Here is a 14,322-nt window from a genome sequence, read left to right as displayed (position 1 = left end):
CCCGGCCGCCCTGCTCCGGCGTGCGGTGTGCACGCCGCCTGGCCATCGATGCGCAAACTCTAGAGGCTCGCACAGTATCCATGAAGGGGCGGGGGTGCCGCGCTCCCCTTACGTGCCCAACGTCACCTTTCGGCCTCGGCCGCTTCCGCCGCGGCGGCGCCCGAACCCGCGATCCGGGCCGCGCCGACCGGCTCGGCCACGCCCACCGGCTCGGCCGCGCCCGCCGGGTCGGCCGCGGCCGGGGCGGCCGCGGGGGCCAGCGCCTCCGCGCCCTCGATCGCCAGGATGCGGTGCAGCCGGGTGGCCACCAGCAGCCGCTGCATCTGCGGCGGGACGCCGCGCAGCACCAGCCGCCGGTTCGCCCGGCCGGCCCTGCGGTGGGCCCCCATGATCACGCCGAGACCGGTCGCGTCCCACGAGTCCAGCTCGGTGAGGTCCAGCACCAGGTCGCCGCGGCCGGAGTCGACCGCGGTGTGCAGCGCCGTACGGGCGTCCGCCGCGCTGCGCACGTCGAGGCGCCCCCCGACGACCAGCTCGGCGTGGTCGCCCCTGATGTGCATGGTCACTCCCCGGGCAGTTCGGGCGGGATGTTCCGGCGGACGGATGGGACTCGGTACGGATCGGTGGAACGGGAGGAACTCGGCGGTGCTGGGTCGGGCTCGACGGGACCTGGCGGTGCTCGGCGGTGCTCGGTGCGGCTCGGTGCGGCTCGGTCGGGTCCCGCGGTGCTCGGCGAGCCCCCGCGGAACCGCGCGGGACGCGGACGCGCTCGCGACCGTCCGTCCGTCGATCTGTCGGTCTGTCTCTTATGTCTTCACACAACTGACGGCCCGTCGCCTGGAGAAGTTGCCGTCTGTGAACCAACCGAGACCGAATTCACTCCTGTGAGTGAATCGGTTCGTACGTGTAGAAGCCCTGGCCGCTCTTGCGGCCGAGGTCGCCGGCGTCGACCATGCGGCGCATGATCTCCGGCGAGGCGAACTTCTCGTCCTGCGACTCGGTGTAGATGTTGCCCGCGGCGTGCAGCAGGATGTCCACGCCCGTCAGGTCCGCGGTGGCCAGCGGACCCATCGCGTGGCCGAAGCCCAACTTGCAGGCGACGTCGATGTCCTCGGCGGTGGCGACCCCCGACTCGTACAGCTTGACCGCCTCCACGACCAGGGCCGAGATCAGCCGGGTGGTGACGAAGCCGGCCACGTCGCGGTTGACCACGATGCAGGTCTTGCCGACCGCCTCGGCGAACTCCCGCGCGCGGGCGAGGGTTTCGTCGCTGGTCTTGTGGCCGCGGACCAGCTCGCACAGGTTCATCAGCGGCACCGGCGAGAAGAAGTGGGTGCCGACCACGCGGTCGGGGCGGGAGGTCGCGGCGGCGATCTTGGTGATCGGGATCGCGGAGGTGTTGGAGGCGAGCACCACGTCCGGCCCGGTGATCTTGTCGAGCGCGGCGAAGATCTCCTGCTTGACCTCGATCTTCTCGAAGACCGCCTCGACCACGATCTCCGCGTCGGCGGCGGCTTCGAGGTCGGTGGTGGTGGTGATGCGGGCCAGCGCCGCGTCGGCGTCGGCCTGCGTCATCTTCCCCTTGGCGGTGAACTTGCCGTAGGACGCGGCGATCGCGTCCTTGCCGCGGGCCAGCGCCTCGTCGGTGACATCGCGCAGCACCACGTCGTAGCCGGCCTGGGCCGAGACCTGCGCGATGCCCGAGCCCATCAGTCCGGCTCCGATGACGGCGAGCTTCTTCGCCACGGCACACACCTCTCCGTTGGGGTATCTGGCCGGACCCTAACGCCCGTTCAGGCACGGGCGCGACAGGATGTAGGCCGCGTCACCATGTGTCGTTGGTCGCACGGCGGCGCGGCCGAGGGGGTGCGGGCGTCGCCCGGGAGGGGGCGGCACGGCGCCCGGACGCGGGCGGCACGCACCGCCCGGGGCGCACGGCGTCCCCGGGCGGCACGCGCGCAAGCGGAGACCGCCCCGACGGTCCGTCAGCCCTCCTCCGCCGCCGGCGGAGTGCCCCCGGGCGCGAGCAGCGCGGCGACCAGGCCGATCACCGGGACGAACGCGGCGACCCGGATCGCCGGCCGGAAGCCGTCGACGAAGGCGGCCGGGGACCCGTAGCCCCCGTGCGCGGCGAACACCGCGGACAGGATCGCGACGCCGAAGACGCCGCCGAGCTCGCGCAGCGCGGTGTTGGCGCCGGCCGCCACGCCCGCGTCCTGCGGCGGCACCGCGGCGGTCACCGCGTTGGCGGTGGTCGGGAAGCACATCGAGATGCCGACGCCCGACATCAGCAGCGGCGCGATCAGCGAGCCGTAGCCGACGCCGGTGTGGACCGTCGCGCCGAGCCAGGCGAGCCCGGCGGACTGCAGTGCGAGGCCGCCGGCCATGAACGGCTTGTTGCCGAACCGGTCCGCCAGGGTGCCGGCGATCGGCGCGACGACCATGGGCGTGGCCATCCAGACCAGCAGTCGCAAGCCCGCCTCGAACGGCCGGTAGCCCATCGCGACCTGGAAGAGCTGGGTCATGAAGAAGAGGGTGCCGATCAGCGAGATCGCCTGGAAGAAGATCACCGCGTTGGCGGTGGAGAAGGCGCGGGAGCGGAAGTAGGCGGGCGGCAGCATCGGGAACCGGGTGCGGCGCTCCCAGCCGACGAACGCGCCGATCAGCACGGCGCCCGCGGCGAGCGCCCCGATCACCTCGGCGCTCCCCCAGCCGGCCCCGGGCGCGCGGACCGGCGCCCAGGTCAGCGCGAACATCCCGGCGCCGACCAGCAGCAGCCCCACGATGTCCAGCTGCGGGCGCGGACCGCGGCTCTCGGTGAGCAGCAGCCGCGCGAGCAGCGCGACGACGACGGCGACCGGCACGTTCAGCCAGAAGATCCACTGCCAGGTGGCGCCCTGGGTGATGGCGCCGCCGACGACCGGTCCCGCGGCGATGCCCAGGCCCGAGACCCCGCCCCACACGCCGATCGCGGCGCCGCGCTTCTCGGCCGGGAAGGCGTCGCTGATCAGCGTCAGGGTCAGCGGCAGCAGCACCGCGGCGCCCGCTCCCTGCACCACCCGTGCGGCGATCAGCGGGCCGACCGAGCCGGACAGGGCGGCGGCCGCGGACGCGGCGGCGAAGACGAGGAGTCCCGCGACGTAGGTCCTGCGCCGGCCGAAGCGGTCGCCGAGCGCGGCGCCGGTCATCATCAGGCAGGCGAAGACCAGGTTGTAGGCGTTGATGGTCCATTCCAGGCTGGACAGGCTCGCGTGCAGGTCCACCCGCATCACCGGCAGCGCGGTCGCGACGACCACGACGTCGAGCGCGGCGAGGAAGCTGCCGAAGGAGGCGAGGACGAGGGTCCAGCCGCGGCGGGCGGCGGGGACGGCGGTCGCGCCGCCGGGACCGGCCGCGGCGGGCGCGGGCGGACCCGCGGGCGGTGCGGCGGCGCCGGCCGTGGAAGAGGTGGAGGAGGTGGAGGAGTCGGTACGGGTGGCTTCCGCCATGACGGGCGTTCCTCTCGCGTCGGCCCTCGGGCCGCTGACGACGTGACGCGTAGAGAGATCCGCCCGCCGCGCCGGACTCATCGCGCGCCGTGCGTCCGGTCGACGGCGTGGCCGATCGCCCGGCGGCTCCCCGCGGCGGCCCGCGCGGCCCGTCGCCGCTGCGCGCTACTCGCGCCACCGCATCGGCATCCCGAACCGCGGGAACAGCCGCGGGCTGAGGAAGACCGCGATCCGGCCGATCCGGGACGCGTCGGGGGCCGGGGTCAGCACGTGCACGGCGTGCGCGCGCAGGATCCCGTCGTCGCCGCGCAGGTAGTGCGCCATGCCCGGCTGCGCGTTGGCGTGCACCGGCACCATGCGGTTGCGGCCTGGCTCCACGAGCGCGCGCGGGCGCAGGAAGTCGGCGACCCGCTCGGCGCCGGTGAACCACGTCGGGTACGGCGGCATCTCCAGCACGGCGTCGTCGCGCAGCAGCCGCAGCAGCCCGTCCACGTCGGCGTTCTCGAACGCGGCCGCGTACCGGTCGAGCAGCGCCTTGGCCTCGGGCTCGGACGGCTCGGCGAACTGCTCCTCCGCGGGCGCGACCCGGGCCAGGTGGGCGCGGGCGCGCTGCAGCGCGCTGTTGACCGCGGCGGTGGTGGTGCCGAGCGTCAGCGCGGTCTCGGCGGCGGAGAAGGCCAGCACGTCGCGCAGGATCAGCACCGCGCGCTGCCGGGCCGGCAGGTGCTGGAGCGCGGCGACGAAGGCCAGCCGCAGGCTGCCGCGGGCGACCGCCACGGACGCCGGGTCGGCGGTGTGCGGGCGCGCGGCGTCGGCGGGGTCGAGGCCGGCGAGCGCGTCGGGCAGCGGCTCCATCCACAGCAGGTCCAGCCGCGCGGTCACCGGCCGGTCGATGCGGTCGTCGGGGCCGGCCAGGCCCGAGGGCATGGGGGTGCGCCGGCGGCGTTCCAGCGCGCGCAGGCAGGCGTTGGTGGCGATCTGGTAGAGCCAGCGGCGCAGCGAGGAGCGGCCCTCGAAGCCGCCGTAGAAGCGCCAGGCGCGCAGGTACGTCTCCTGGACCAGGTCCTCGGCGTCGTGCACCGAGCCGAGCATCCGGTAGCAGTGGGCGAGCAGTTCGGGCCGGTACGGGTCGGCGAGGCGGGCGAACTCCTCACGGTCCCCGGGCCGGTCCCCGGCCCGTACGGGCTCCCCGCCGTCATGTGCCCGCTGCTGCTCCGCCCGCGGTGTCGCCATCGCCGATCCCCACATCCGTCGTCAGGTCCGTGCGGTTACGGTCCCACGGATACCGATCCGCGCCGCACCGGGGATTCATCGCCGCCGCGCACCGCGGGCCCCGGGGCCGCAGGCCCTAAGCTCGACGGCATGGTCAATCTCACCCGCATTTACACCCGTACCGGCGACGACGGCACGACGGCGCTGGGCGACATGAGCCGCACCGCGAAGACCGACTCCCGCATCGCCGCCTACGCCGACGCCAACGAGGCGAACGCGGTGCTGGGCGTGGCGCTCGCGCTCGGGGGTCTCGCGCCGGAGGTGGCGCGGGTGCTGGTGCGGGTGCAGAACGACCTGTTCGACGTGGGCGCGGACCTGGCCACCCCGGTGGCGCCGGACCCGAAGTACCCGCCGCTGCGCGTCGAGCAGTCCTACGTGGACCGGCTGGAGGCGGACTGCGACCGCTTCCTGGAGCCGCTGGAGAAGCTGCGCAGCTTCATCCTCCCGGGCGGCACCCCCGGCGCGGCCCTGCTCCACCAGGCCTGCACCGTGGTACGCCGCGCCGAGCGCTCCACCTGGGCGGCCCTGGCCGAGCACGGCGACACGATGAACCCCCTCACCGCGACCTACCTCAACCGCCTGTCCGACCTCCTCTTCATCCTCGCCCGCACCGCGAACGCCGAGGTCGGCGACGTCCTGTGGGTCCCGGGCGAGAACCGCTGAGCGGAGAGTCCGTCCGACACCCCCGAGAAGCCGCCCGTCAGTCGGCGAAAAGATCCTCGCCGTCCCATCCGATGCGAACGGCGTCGTCGCGCAGCCGATCGCTCGCAGACTCCGCAGCACCGGGGGTTCGAAGCGTTGGGATGCGCTCACTTCTCATCGCCTCGGGGGGGACCAGGTGGTCGCGGGGGGGCGGGCGGCGCCGCCGGGAGGGGTCAGGCGACGTTGACGCGTTGGCCGGGAGGGGCTGCTTCGAGCCAGGCGAGGAAGCCGGTGAGGGCGTCGTCGCTCATCGCCAGCTCCAGGCGGACTCCGCGGTGGGTACAGCAAAGGACCACCGCGTCCGACAGGAGTGCCAGCTCTTCCGAGCCCTGCGGTGCGCGGCGGCCCGTGACCTCGATGGCGGGACGCTCCAGTACCCGGCGTGGGCGTGGCGCGTAGGAGAAGACGCGGAACCACTCGACGCGGTCGCCGCTGTAGCGCGCCACCCCGTAGACCCAGCCCTTGCCGCCGGGGGCGGCCGGCTCCGCGCCGTCGATGGCCGCCGCCGTGGCGCCTCCGGGGGCCGGGGAGCCCGGCGCGACCCGCAGGCTGCAGTCGAAGGTGCCGCCCGGCCGCTGGATCAGCCGCCGGCGCAGCCCGAACAGGAACAGCCCGAGCAGGGCCGCGATCAGCAGCGCTCCCACGGCTTCCACGGAGACGATCACGTTCACCGGCCTCCTCCGTGGCCGTGCGCACGGCCTGTCGCTGCTGTTACTGCTCCGATACCACCAGTATCACCGCCAGCCGCGGACCACCCCCGAGGGGCAGTCCGCGGCGCCGTAAGTCCTGCGGTCCCGCTGTCCGCCGGCCGTCCGCGCTCAGTGCGCGCCGGCCGCGGCGGCCAGCCGGACCTCCGCGCGGCGCTGGGCCGCGGCGTCGGTCTCGGACTTGGACCGCTGCAGGGCCCGCTCCGCGCGGTCGACGTCGATCTCGTCGGCCAGCTCGGCGATCTCCGCGAGGATGGAGAGCTTGTTGTCCGCGAACGAGATGAACCCGCCGTGGACCGCGGCGACGACGGTGCCGCCGTCGCTGGTGCGGATGGTCACGGGACCGGACTGCAGCACCCCGAGCAGCGGCTCGTGGTTGGCCATGATGCCGATGTCACCCGACATGGTGCGGGCGACGACCAGGTTGGCCTCGCCGGACCAGACATTGCGGTCCGCGGCGACCAGCTCGACGTGAAGATCGGCCAAGACGGCTCCTCGGGTCGGCACCCTCCGTCCGCGGAGGATGCGTAAGACAAAGAATAAGGGGTGCGTGAGGGGGGCCGGACCCGGGTCCGGCCCCCCTCACGCGCACGCCGGACTGCGGCTCAGCTGACGCCGAGCTTCTTGGCGTTGGCCTTCAGGTCGTCGAGACCGCCGCACATGAAGAACGCCTGCTCCGGGAAGTGGTCGTACTCGCCGTCCGCGATCGCGTTGAACGCCGCGATCGACTCGTCCAGCGACACGTCCGAGCCGTCGACACCGGTGAACTGCTTCGCCGCGTGGGTGTTCTGCGACAGGAAGCGCTCGATGCGCCGCGCGCGGAAGACGGTGAGCTTGTCCTCCTCGCCCAGCTCGTCGATGCCGAGGATGGAGATGATGTCCTGGAGGTCCTTGTACTTCTGCAGGATGCCCTTGACGCGCGAGGCGCAGTCGTAGTGGTCCTGCGAGATGTAGCGCGGGTCCAGGATGCGGGACGTGGAGTCCAGCGGGTCCACCGCGGGGTAGATGCCCTTCTCCGAGATCGGCCGGGAGAGCACGGTCGTCGCGTCGAGGTGGGCGAAGGTGGTGGCCGGCGCCGGGTCGGTCAGGTCGTCCGCGGGGACGTAGATCGCCTGCATCGAGGTGATCGAGTGACCGCGGGTGGAGGTGATCCGCTCCTGCAGCTGGCCCATCTCGTCGGCCAGGTTCGGCTGGTAACCCACCGCGGAGGGCATCCGGCCGAGCAGCGTGGAGACCTCGGAGCCCGCCTGGGTGAACCGGAAGATGTTGTCGATGAAGAACAGCACGTCCTGGTTCTGCACATCGCGGAAGTACTCCGCCATGGTCAGGCCGGCCAGGGCGACCCGCAGCCGGGTGCCCGGCGGCTCGTCCATCTGGCCGAAGACCAGCGCGGTCTGCGGGAGCACGCCGGACTCGGCCATCTCCTCGATCAGGTCGTTGCCCTCACGGGTGCGCTCGCCGACGCCGGCGAAGACGGAAACGCCCTCGTGCAGCTTGGCCACACGCATGATCATTTCCTGGATGAGCACGGTCTTGCCCACGCCCGCGCCGCCGAACAGGCCGATCTTGCCGCCCTTGACGTACGGGGTGAGCAGGTCGACGACCTTCAGACCGGTCTCGAACATCTCGGTCTTCGACTCGAGGTCGTCGAACTTCGGCGCCTTGCGGTGGATCGCCCAGCGCTCGGTGACCTCGGACTCGGCCTGCGGGTCGTTGAGGATCTGGCCCAGGGTGTTGAAGACGCGGCCCTTGGTGACGTCGCCGACCGGCACGGTGATGCCGTCGCCGGTGTCGGTCACCGGGGCCTGGCGGACCAGGCCGTCGGTGGGCTGCATGGAGATGGCGCGGACCAGGCCGTCGCCCAGGTGCTGCGCGACCTCCAGGGTCAGCGTCTTGGTGGCGCCGTCCGCGGACGGGTCGGCGACCTCGACGTGCAGCGCGTTGTAGATCTCCGGCATGGCGTCGACGGGGAACTCCACGTCGACGACCGGGCCGATGACCCGCGCCACCCGGCCGGTGGCGGTGGTTTCAACAGTGGTGGTCATAGTGGTCAGTCACTCCCCGCGTTCGCGTCGGCCAGGGCGCTGGCGCCACCGACGATCTCGCTGATTTCCTGGGTGATGTCGGCCTGGCGGGCCGCGTTGGCAAGCCGCGTGAGCGACTTGATGAGGTCTTCCGCGTTGTCGGTGGCGGACTTCATCGCCCGGCGGCGGGCCGCGTGCTCGGAAGCGGCGGCCTGCAGCAGCGCGTTGTAGATCCGGCTCTCGACATAACGCGGCAGCAGCGCGTCCAGCACGCCCTCCGCGGACGGCTCGAACTCGAACAGCGGCAGCGCCTCGCCCTTCTGGCGCTGCTCCACCGCCGCACCCGCGCCGTCGCCGGCCGGGTCGGCGCCCGCCTCGGCGCCGTCGAGGGTCAGCGGCAGCAGCCGCCTGGCGACCGGGTTCTGCGTCATCATCGAGATGAACTCGGTGAAGACGATGTGCAGCTCGTCCACCCCGCCCTCGGCCGTGTCCTGCTGCAGCGCCTCGATCAGGGGCGCCGCGACGGCCTTGGCGTCGGAGTACTGCGGGCTGTCGGAGAAGCCGGTCCAGGCCTCGGCGACGTCGCGCTCGCGGAAGGAGTAGTAGGCCACCGCCTTGCGGCCGACGACGTAGGACCGCACGTCCTTGCCCTCGGCGCGCAGCTGCTCGCCGAGCCGCTCGGCGGCCTTGATCGCGTTGGAGGAGTAGCCGCCGGCCAGACCGCGGTCGCTCGTGACGAGCAGGACCGCGGCCCGGGTCGGGTTCTCCGCCTCGGTGGTCAGCGGGTGCTTGGTGTTGGAGCCGGTCGCCACCGCCGTGACGGCGCGGGTCAGCTCGTCGGAGTACGGGGACGAGGCCGCCACCTGGCGCTGGGCCTTGATGATCCGCGAGGCCGCGATCATCTCCATCGCCTTGGTGATCTTCTTCGTGGCGGTGACGGACCTGATCCGGCGCTTGTAGACCCGAATCTGTGCGCCCATGCGATCAGCCCTCGACCAGCAGCGCGCCCGAGGACGTCTCGAACTGCTTCTTGAAGGCGGCGACCGCTTCGGTGAGCGTCTCGATGGTCTCGTCCGGCAGCTTGCCGGTCTCGACGATCGCGGTCAGCAGGGACTTGTGCTCGCGGTGCAGGTAGTCCAGCAGCTCCCGCTCGAAGCGCCGGATGTCCTCGACCGGTACGTCGTCCAGCTTGCCGGTGGTGCCGGCCCAGATGGAGACGACCTGGTCCTCGACCGGGAACGGGGCGTACTGGCCCTGCTTGACCAGTTCCATCATCCGCTGGCCGCGCTCCAGCTGCGCCTTGGACGCGGCGTCGAGGTCGGAGCCGAAGGCGGCGAACGCCTCCAGCTCGCGGTACTGCGCCAGGTCGAGCTTCAGCCGGCCGGAGACCTGCTTCATCGCCTTGATCTGGGCGGAGCCGCCGACCCGGGAGACCGAGATGCCGACGTTCAGCGCGGGCCGCTGGCCGGCGTTGAACAGGTCGGACTCCAGGAAGCACTGGCCGTCGGTGATGGAGATGACGTTGGTCGGGATGAACGCGGAGACGTCGTTGGCCTTGGTCTCCACGATCGGCAGGCCGGTCATCGAGCCGGCGCCCAGGTCGTCGGAGAGCTTGGCGCAGCGCTCCAGCAGGCGGGAGTGCAGGTAGAACACGTCGCCCGGGTAGGCCTCGCGGCCCGGCGGGCGACGCAGCAGCAGGGAGACCGCGCGGTAGGCGTCGGCCTGCTTGGACAGGTCGTCGAAGACGATCAGCACGTGCTTGCCCTGGTACATCCAGTGCTGGCCGATGGCCGAGCCGGTGTAGGGGGCGAGGTACTTGAAGCCGGCCGGGTCGGACGCCGGGGCGGCGACGATCGTGGTGTACTCCAGCGCGCCGGCCTCCTCCAGTGCGGCGCGCACGCCGGCGATGGTGGAGCCCTTCTGGCCGATGGCGACGTAGATGCAGCGGACCTGCTTCTTCGGGTCGCCCGAGCGCCAGTTGTCGCGCTGGTTGATGATCGTGTCGATGGTCAGCGCGGTCTTGCCGGTCTGCCGGTCGCCGATGATCAGCTGGCGCTGGCCGCGGCCGATCGGGGTCATCGCGTCGACGGCCTTGAGGCCGGTCTGCATGGGCTCGTGCACCGACTTGCGCTGCATGACGGTGGGCGCCTGCAGTTCGAGGGCGCGGCGGCCCTCGGTCTCGATCTCGCCGAGGCCGTCGATCGGGTTGCCCAGCGGGTCGACGACCCGGCCGAGGTAGCCCTCGCCGACCGCCACCGAGAGCACCTCGCCGGTGCGCTGCACCGGCTGGCCCTCCTCGATGCCGTCGAACTCGCCGAGGATGATCGCACCGATCTCCCGCTCCTCGAGGTTGAGGGCGAGGCCGAGGGTGCCGTCCTCGAACTTCAGCAGTTCGTTCGCCATGGCCGAGGGCAGTCCCTCGACCTTCGCGATGCCGTCTCCGGCAACGCTGACCGTGCCGACCTCCTCGCGCGAGGCGGCGTCCGGCTGGTACGACTGGACGAAAGTCGCCAGCGCGTCCCGGATCTCCTCCGGCCGGATCGTGAGCTCCGCCATCTGGGTTCCCTGCTCTCCTTGTTGGGCCCTATGTTCTGGGGGTCTGGGGATTTCCCCCAGAGCACTGCGGCCAACTCGGGCCGCCTTCATGCTTCTTGAGTTGGTGTCGCCGGGCGGTGGGGGTCAGCCCGCCATCCGGCGCGCCGCCTCGTCGAGGCGGTCCGCGATGGAGCCGTTGATGACCTCGTCGCCGATCTTCACCCGGACTCCGCCGAGGACCTCGGGGTCCACGTCGAGGTTCAGGTGCACACGCCGGCCGTAGATCCTGGCCAGTGCGTCGCCCAGGCGCTCCTTCTGCCGGTCGCTGAGCGGGACCGCCGAGACGACCTCCGCGACCATCCGGCCCCGGCGAGCGGCGGCCAGCTTGGACAGGGATTCGATCCCTCCGTCCAGGCTACGTCCTCGCGGCGCGGTGACCAGACGGCTGACCAGCCGCTGGGTGACGGGAGCCGCCCGGCCGCCGAGCAGCGAGCGCACCAGGTCGGCCTTGGCCTGGCCGGTGGCGGCGCGGCTGCCGAGCGCCGTGCGCAGCTCCGCGCTGCTGCCGACGATCCGGCCGAAGCGGAACAGCTCGTCCTCGACGTCGTCCAGCGAGCCGTCCCGCTCGGCGGCGATGAGGTCGGCGCTGTCGGCCAGCTCCTCGACCGCGTCGGTCAGGTCGCGGGACTGCGACCAGCGGGCCCTGACCATGCCGCTGAACAGGTCGAGGGTGTCCGCGTTGATCTGGCCGGACAGCAGCCGCCGGGCCAGCTCGGCCTTGGCCTCGCCGTCCTGGGCCGGGTCGGTCAGGGCGCGGCGCAGGGTGCCCTCGCGGTCGAGCAGCGCGGTGAGCGCCGCGAGCTGGTCGGCGAGCCGGGTGACGTCGACGGTCCGGCTCGCGGTCAGCGTGTCGAGCCGTTCGCGGGCGGCGTGCAGCGCGTCGCGGCTGGCTCCGTTCATCGGCTGGCCTCGGCTGCCGAGGCGGACTCGTCGAGCCCGTCCAGGAAGCGGTCGATGGTGCGGCTCTGCCGGGCGCTGTCCTGGAGGGACTCGCCGACGAGCTTGCCGGCCAGGTCGGTGGCGATGCGGCCGACCTCCTGGCGCAGCGCGACCGTCACCTGGCGGCGGTCCGCCTCGATCTGGGCGTGGCCGGAGGCGATGATGGCCTCGCGCTGGCGCTGGCCCTCCTCGCGCATCTCCGCGATGATCTCCGCACCCTGCTGCCGGGCCTGCTCGGTGATCCGGGCCGCCTCGTGGCGGGCCTCGGCGAGCTGCGCCTTGTACTCCTCCAGCGTGCGGTTGGCCTCGGCCTGCGCCTTCTCCGCGCGCTCCAGGCCGCCCTCGATGGCGTCGTGCCGCTCTTCCAGGGTCTTCTGGATGTTCGGCAGGAGCTTCTTTCCGAGGTAACCGAAGACGATGAAGAAGCAGATCAGGCCGACAATCAGTTCCGCGGTGTCGGGGATGAGCGGATTCTGCGCCCCCTCTTCCGCCAGGAAGGTCATCATGTCTGAACCTTTCGTCGGGTTGCTTTAGCGGCGGGGCCGGCTCACTTCTGGAAGATGAAGGGAACGACCAGGCCGAGGAGCGCGAGCACCTCGCAGAGGGCGAAGCCGAGGAACATGTTGGTACGGATGATCGGCATGGCCTCGGGCTGGCGGGCCATGGCCTCGATCGAGTGGCCGAAGACGAGGCCGATGCCGACGCCGGGGCCGATGGCGGCCAGACCGTAGGCGATCGCGCCCATGCGGCCCGCGACGGTGGTGGAGGCGGCGAGGTTGACGAGCTCGGCAGACATTTCCCTGTCTTCCTTCGTTTTGCGGTCCGTTGGGGGGCTTCCCAGCGGAAAACGGTGTGGTGGTGGGCGCCTTGCGGGGGTCGGCGACCCCCGCCGGGGGTCAGTGACCCTCTTCGAGCGCTCCCTGGATGTAGATCGAGGCAAGCAGCGTGAAGATGTACGCCTGCAGGAACTGGATCAGTACCTCCAGGGCGGTCATCAGGATCGCGATGACGAGCGAACCGCCGGACACCGCCGTGAACCAGGCGGGGGTCAGCAGATACCAGGTCGCCACGCTGAACATCACGATCAGCATGTGACCGGCGAACATGTTGGCCCACAGCCGCACCGCGAGGGTGAACGGCCGGAGGATGACGTTGGAGAAGAACTCCAGCACCACGATCAGCGGGACCAGGGGCTTGGGCAGGCCGTCGATCCAGACCAGGTTCTTGATGCCGCCGCCGAAGCCGTGGTTCTTGAACGTCAGGTACATGTACGTGATGAACACCAGCGCGGCCAGCGCGACCGGGAACGCGAACCGCGACGTCGCCGGGAACTGGGCGAGCGGGATGACCGACATCACGTTCATGATCCACACGAAGAAAAAGATCGACGTGAGGAAGGGCACGTACTTGTCGCCCTTCTTGCCGATCACCTCGCGGGCGATGCTGCGGGCGACGAACGTGTAGCCGATCTCACCGATCAGCTGCACCCGGCCGGGGACGAGCTTGGGCTTGTGGAACGCGGCCCAGAAGAACCCGACGACCAGCAGCATGCAGATGATCGCGAGCAGCATCGGCTTGGTGAAGTCGAAGCTGCCGATGCTGAAGATCGGCTTGAAGTCGAACGAGTGCAGGCCCGGCGCGGGGAAAGCGCAGTCGTGCTGGATGTGGCATCCAGGCTCAGCGAGCAGCGTGTGGGCACTCACCCGTGACTCCTTCGTCGTGACGCATAAGTAACGGCAACCTTGTGTGTCAGCGCGGCCACGGGGGCCGCTGGTCGGCACTGCGTACGGGGCAGGGCGAAGCCGCCGCCGTCCGCTGGGAGCCCGCATCGAAGACCGGGCACCCGGGGGCCGCGGGCCGTACGCGGCCCCGGTTCCGAGTACACCGATGGGCGCGGGGGCAGCACATTCCCGATGCGCGAGGGGCCTCCACGTCCAGATGCGATTCCGGACGATAGCAGATGTGAATGGCGGCTCTTTACCCGCCCCTTAGGGTCTGTGACTGCCCTAACCCGCATCGCGGGCCCCCGAGCTCACCGGGGTCGCCTCCTCGGCGGGCGGCACGGAGGGTTCGGGTTCGACGTAGAGCATCCTGGCCGTCATCGCCTGCCACACCTGCCCGCCCACCCAGGCGAGCGCGGTGCACAGCAGGGTGACGCCGAAGGCTCGCGGGTTGAACGCGGTGGTGTCGCTGAACACCACGATGAAGATGCCGATCAGCAGGATCTGCACGACGTAGATGAGCATCCCCGCGCTCATCGCCAGTTGCGGGCGGTCCTGGGTCAGGCGCATCAGCGCCCACGACCCGAGCCCGAAGAAGACCGCGACGACAGCGACCGCCACGACACCGCCGATCAGCCCCTTGCCGCCGGCGATGACCGCGCTGGCGACGGTGGCCACCACTCCCACCGGAGCGGCGATGATCGCGGCTCCGCGGAGAATGCGGGCGTCGTTCGTCTGCATGTTCGTCTGCACGGGGACGGCTCCTCCGGCGGGAGTTGGGGCAGAGCGGGTGTCGTCGGAGACGAGCGTAATCAGGGGTGCGGGGAGTACGGGGCCACGGGGGTCGAGCCCCCGCGCCGACTGACCGCTCCAG

At 71.6% G+C, this 14,322-nt stretch carries 14 protein-coding genes and 1 pseudogene; 1 reads left to right on the top strand and 14 read right to left on the bottom strand.

Translation table 11 applies throughout. The features are described 5' to 3' along the window. Nucleotides 1-260 precede the first annotated feature (260 nt). The 4 genes and pseudogenes from VSR01_RS28655 to VSR01_RS28640 all read right to left on the bottom strand — a co-directional run. A pseudogene (locus VSR01_RS28655) lies at nt 261-560 on the bottom strand (STAS domain-containing protein); the annotation flags it as partial. A 316-nt stretch (nt 561-876) separates the two neighbouring features. Further along, nucleotides 877-1,746 (bottom strand): 3-hydroxyacyl-CoA dehydrogenase family protein, encoded by an 870-nt coding sequence (locus VSR01_RS28650; protein WP_326451964.1) that lies wholly within the window; start codon nt 1,744-1,746, stop codon nt 877-879. Between the two features lie 239 nt (nt 1,747-1,985). Further along, nucleotides 1,986-3,488, bottom strand: coding sequence for an MFS transporter (locus VSR01_RS28645; protein WP_326451963.1), 1,503 nt, complete (start codon nt 3,486-3,488; stop codon nt 1,986-1,988). Between the two features lie 165 nt (nt 3,489-3,653). Beyond that, nucleotides 3,654-4,721 (bottom strand): sigma-70 family RNA polymerase sigma factor, encoded by a 1,068-nt coding sequence (locus tag VSR01_RS28640; protein WP_326451962.1) that lies wholly within the window; start codon nt 4,719-4,721, stop codon nt 3,654-3,656. 129 nt (nt 4,722-4,850) lie between these two features. Between VSR01_RS28640 and VSR01_RS28635 the strand changes: the two genes are divergently transcribed. Continuing rightward, the gene (locus VSR01_RS28635; RefSeq protein ID WP_326451961.1) at nt 4,851-5,423 is read left to right on the top strand and encodes a cob(I)yrinic acid a,c-diamide adenosyltransferase; all 573 of its coding nucleotides are present in this window, start codon (nt 4,851-4,853) and stop codon (nt 5,421-5,423) included. Nucleotides 5,424-5,635: 212 nt separating this feature from the next. Here VSR01_RS28635 and VSR01_RS28630 read toward each other — a convergent pair whose 3' ends face one another. The 10 genes from VSR01_RS28630 to VSR01_RS28585 all read right to left on the bottom strand — a co-directional run bounded on the left by VSR01_RS28630 (nt 5,636) and on the right by VSR01_RS28585 (nt 14,201). Then, the gene (locus VSR01_RS28630; protein ID WP_442785568.1) at nt 5,636-6,133 is read right to left on the bottom strand and encodes a DUF2550 domain-containing protein; all 498 of its coding nucleotides are present in this window, start codon (nt 6,131-6,133) and stop codon (nt 5,636-5,638) included. Between the two features lie 147 nt (nt 6,134-6,280). After that, complete coding sequence (locus VSR01_RS28625) at nt 6,281-6,655, bottom strand: F0F1 ATP synthase subunit epsilon (RefSeq protein WP_326451959.1); 375 nt, start codon at nt 6,653-6,655, stop codon at nt 6,281-6,283. Between the two features lie 119 nt (nt 6,656-6,774). Next, nucleotides 6,775-8,214, bottom strand: coding sequence for a F0F1 ATP synthase subunit beta (gene atpD / locus VSR01_RS28620; protein ID WP_326451958.1), 1,440 nt, complete (start codon nt 8,212-8,214; stop codon nt 6,775-6,777). 5 nt (nt 8,215-8,219) lie between these two features. After that, nucleotides 8,220-9,173, bottom strand: a complete 954-nt coding sequence (locus tag VSR01_RS28615; protein ID WP_326451957.1) for a F0F1 ATP synthase subunit gamma — start codon at nt 9,171-9,173, stop codon at nt 8,220-8,222. 4 nt (nt 9,174-9,177) lie between these two features. Continuing rightward, nucleotides 9,178-10,749, bottom strand: a complete 1,572-nt coding sequence (atpA, locus tag VSR01_RS28610) for a F0F1 ATP synthase subunit alpha (protein ID WP_326451956.1) — start codon at nt 10,747-10,749, stop codon at nt 9,178-9,180. Nucleotides 10,750-10,872: 123 nt separating this feature from the next. Continuing rightward, the gene (locus tag VSR01_RS28605) at nt 10,873-11,688 is read right to left on the bottom strand and encodes a F0F1 ATP synthase subunit delta (RefSeq protein WP_326451955.1); all 816 of its coding nucleotides are present in this window, start codon (nt 11,686-11,688) and stop codon (nt 10,873-10,875) included. After that, entirely contained in the window at nt 11,685-12,233 is a 549-nt protein-coding gene (locus VSR01_RS28600) for a F0F1 ATP synthase subunit B (protein ID WP_326451954.1), read from the bottom strand. The genes VSR01_RS28605 and VSR01_RS28600 overlap by 4 nt, the downstream gene beginning before the upstream one ends. Nucleotides 12,234-12,274: 41 nt before the next feature. Next, nucleotides 12,275-12,523 (bottom strand): ATP synthase F0 subunit C, encoded by a 249-nt coding sequence (gene atpE, locus VSR01_RS28595; protein WP_326451953.1) that lies wholly within the window; start codon nt 12,521-12,523, stop codon nt 12,275-12,277. A gap of 100 nt (nt 12,524-12,623) precedes the next feature. Further along, nucleotides 12,624-13,430: a F0F1 ATP synthase subunit A gene (atpB, locus tag VSR01_RS28590; RefSeq protein WP_326451952.1), complete on the bottom strand. Its 807-nt coding sequence runs from the start codon at nt 13,428-13,430 to the stop codon at nt 12,624-12,626. Nucleotides 13,431-13,733: 303 nt separating this feature from the next. Next, complete coding sequence (locus tag VSR01_RS28585) at nt 13,734-14,201, bottom strand: hypothetical protein (protein WP_326451951.1); 468 nt, start codon at nt 14,199-14,201, stop codon at nt 13,734-13,736. Between the last annotated feature and the right edge of the window lie 121 nt (nt 14,202-14,322).

This window comes from Actinacidiphila sp. DG2A-62 (assembly GCF_035825295.1).
In the GTDB taxonomy this organism is placed as follows: Bacteria; Actinomycetota; Actinomycetes; order Streptomycetales; family Streptomycetaceae; genus Actinacidiphila.
This window is presented reverse-complemented; position numbering and strand designations above follow the sequence as displayed.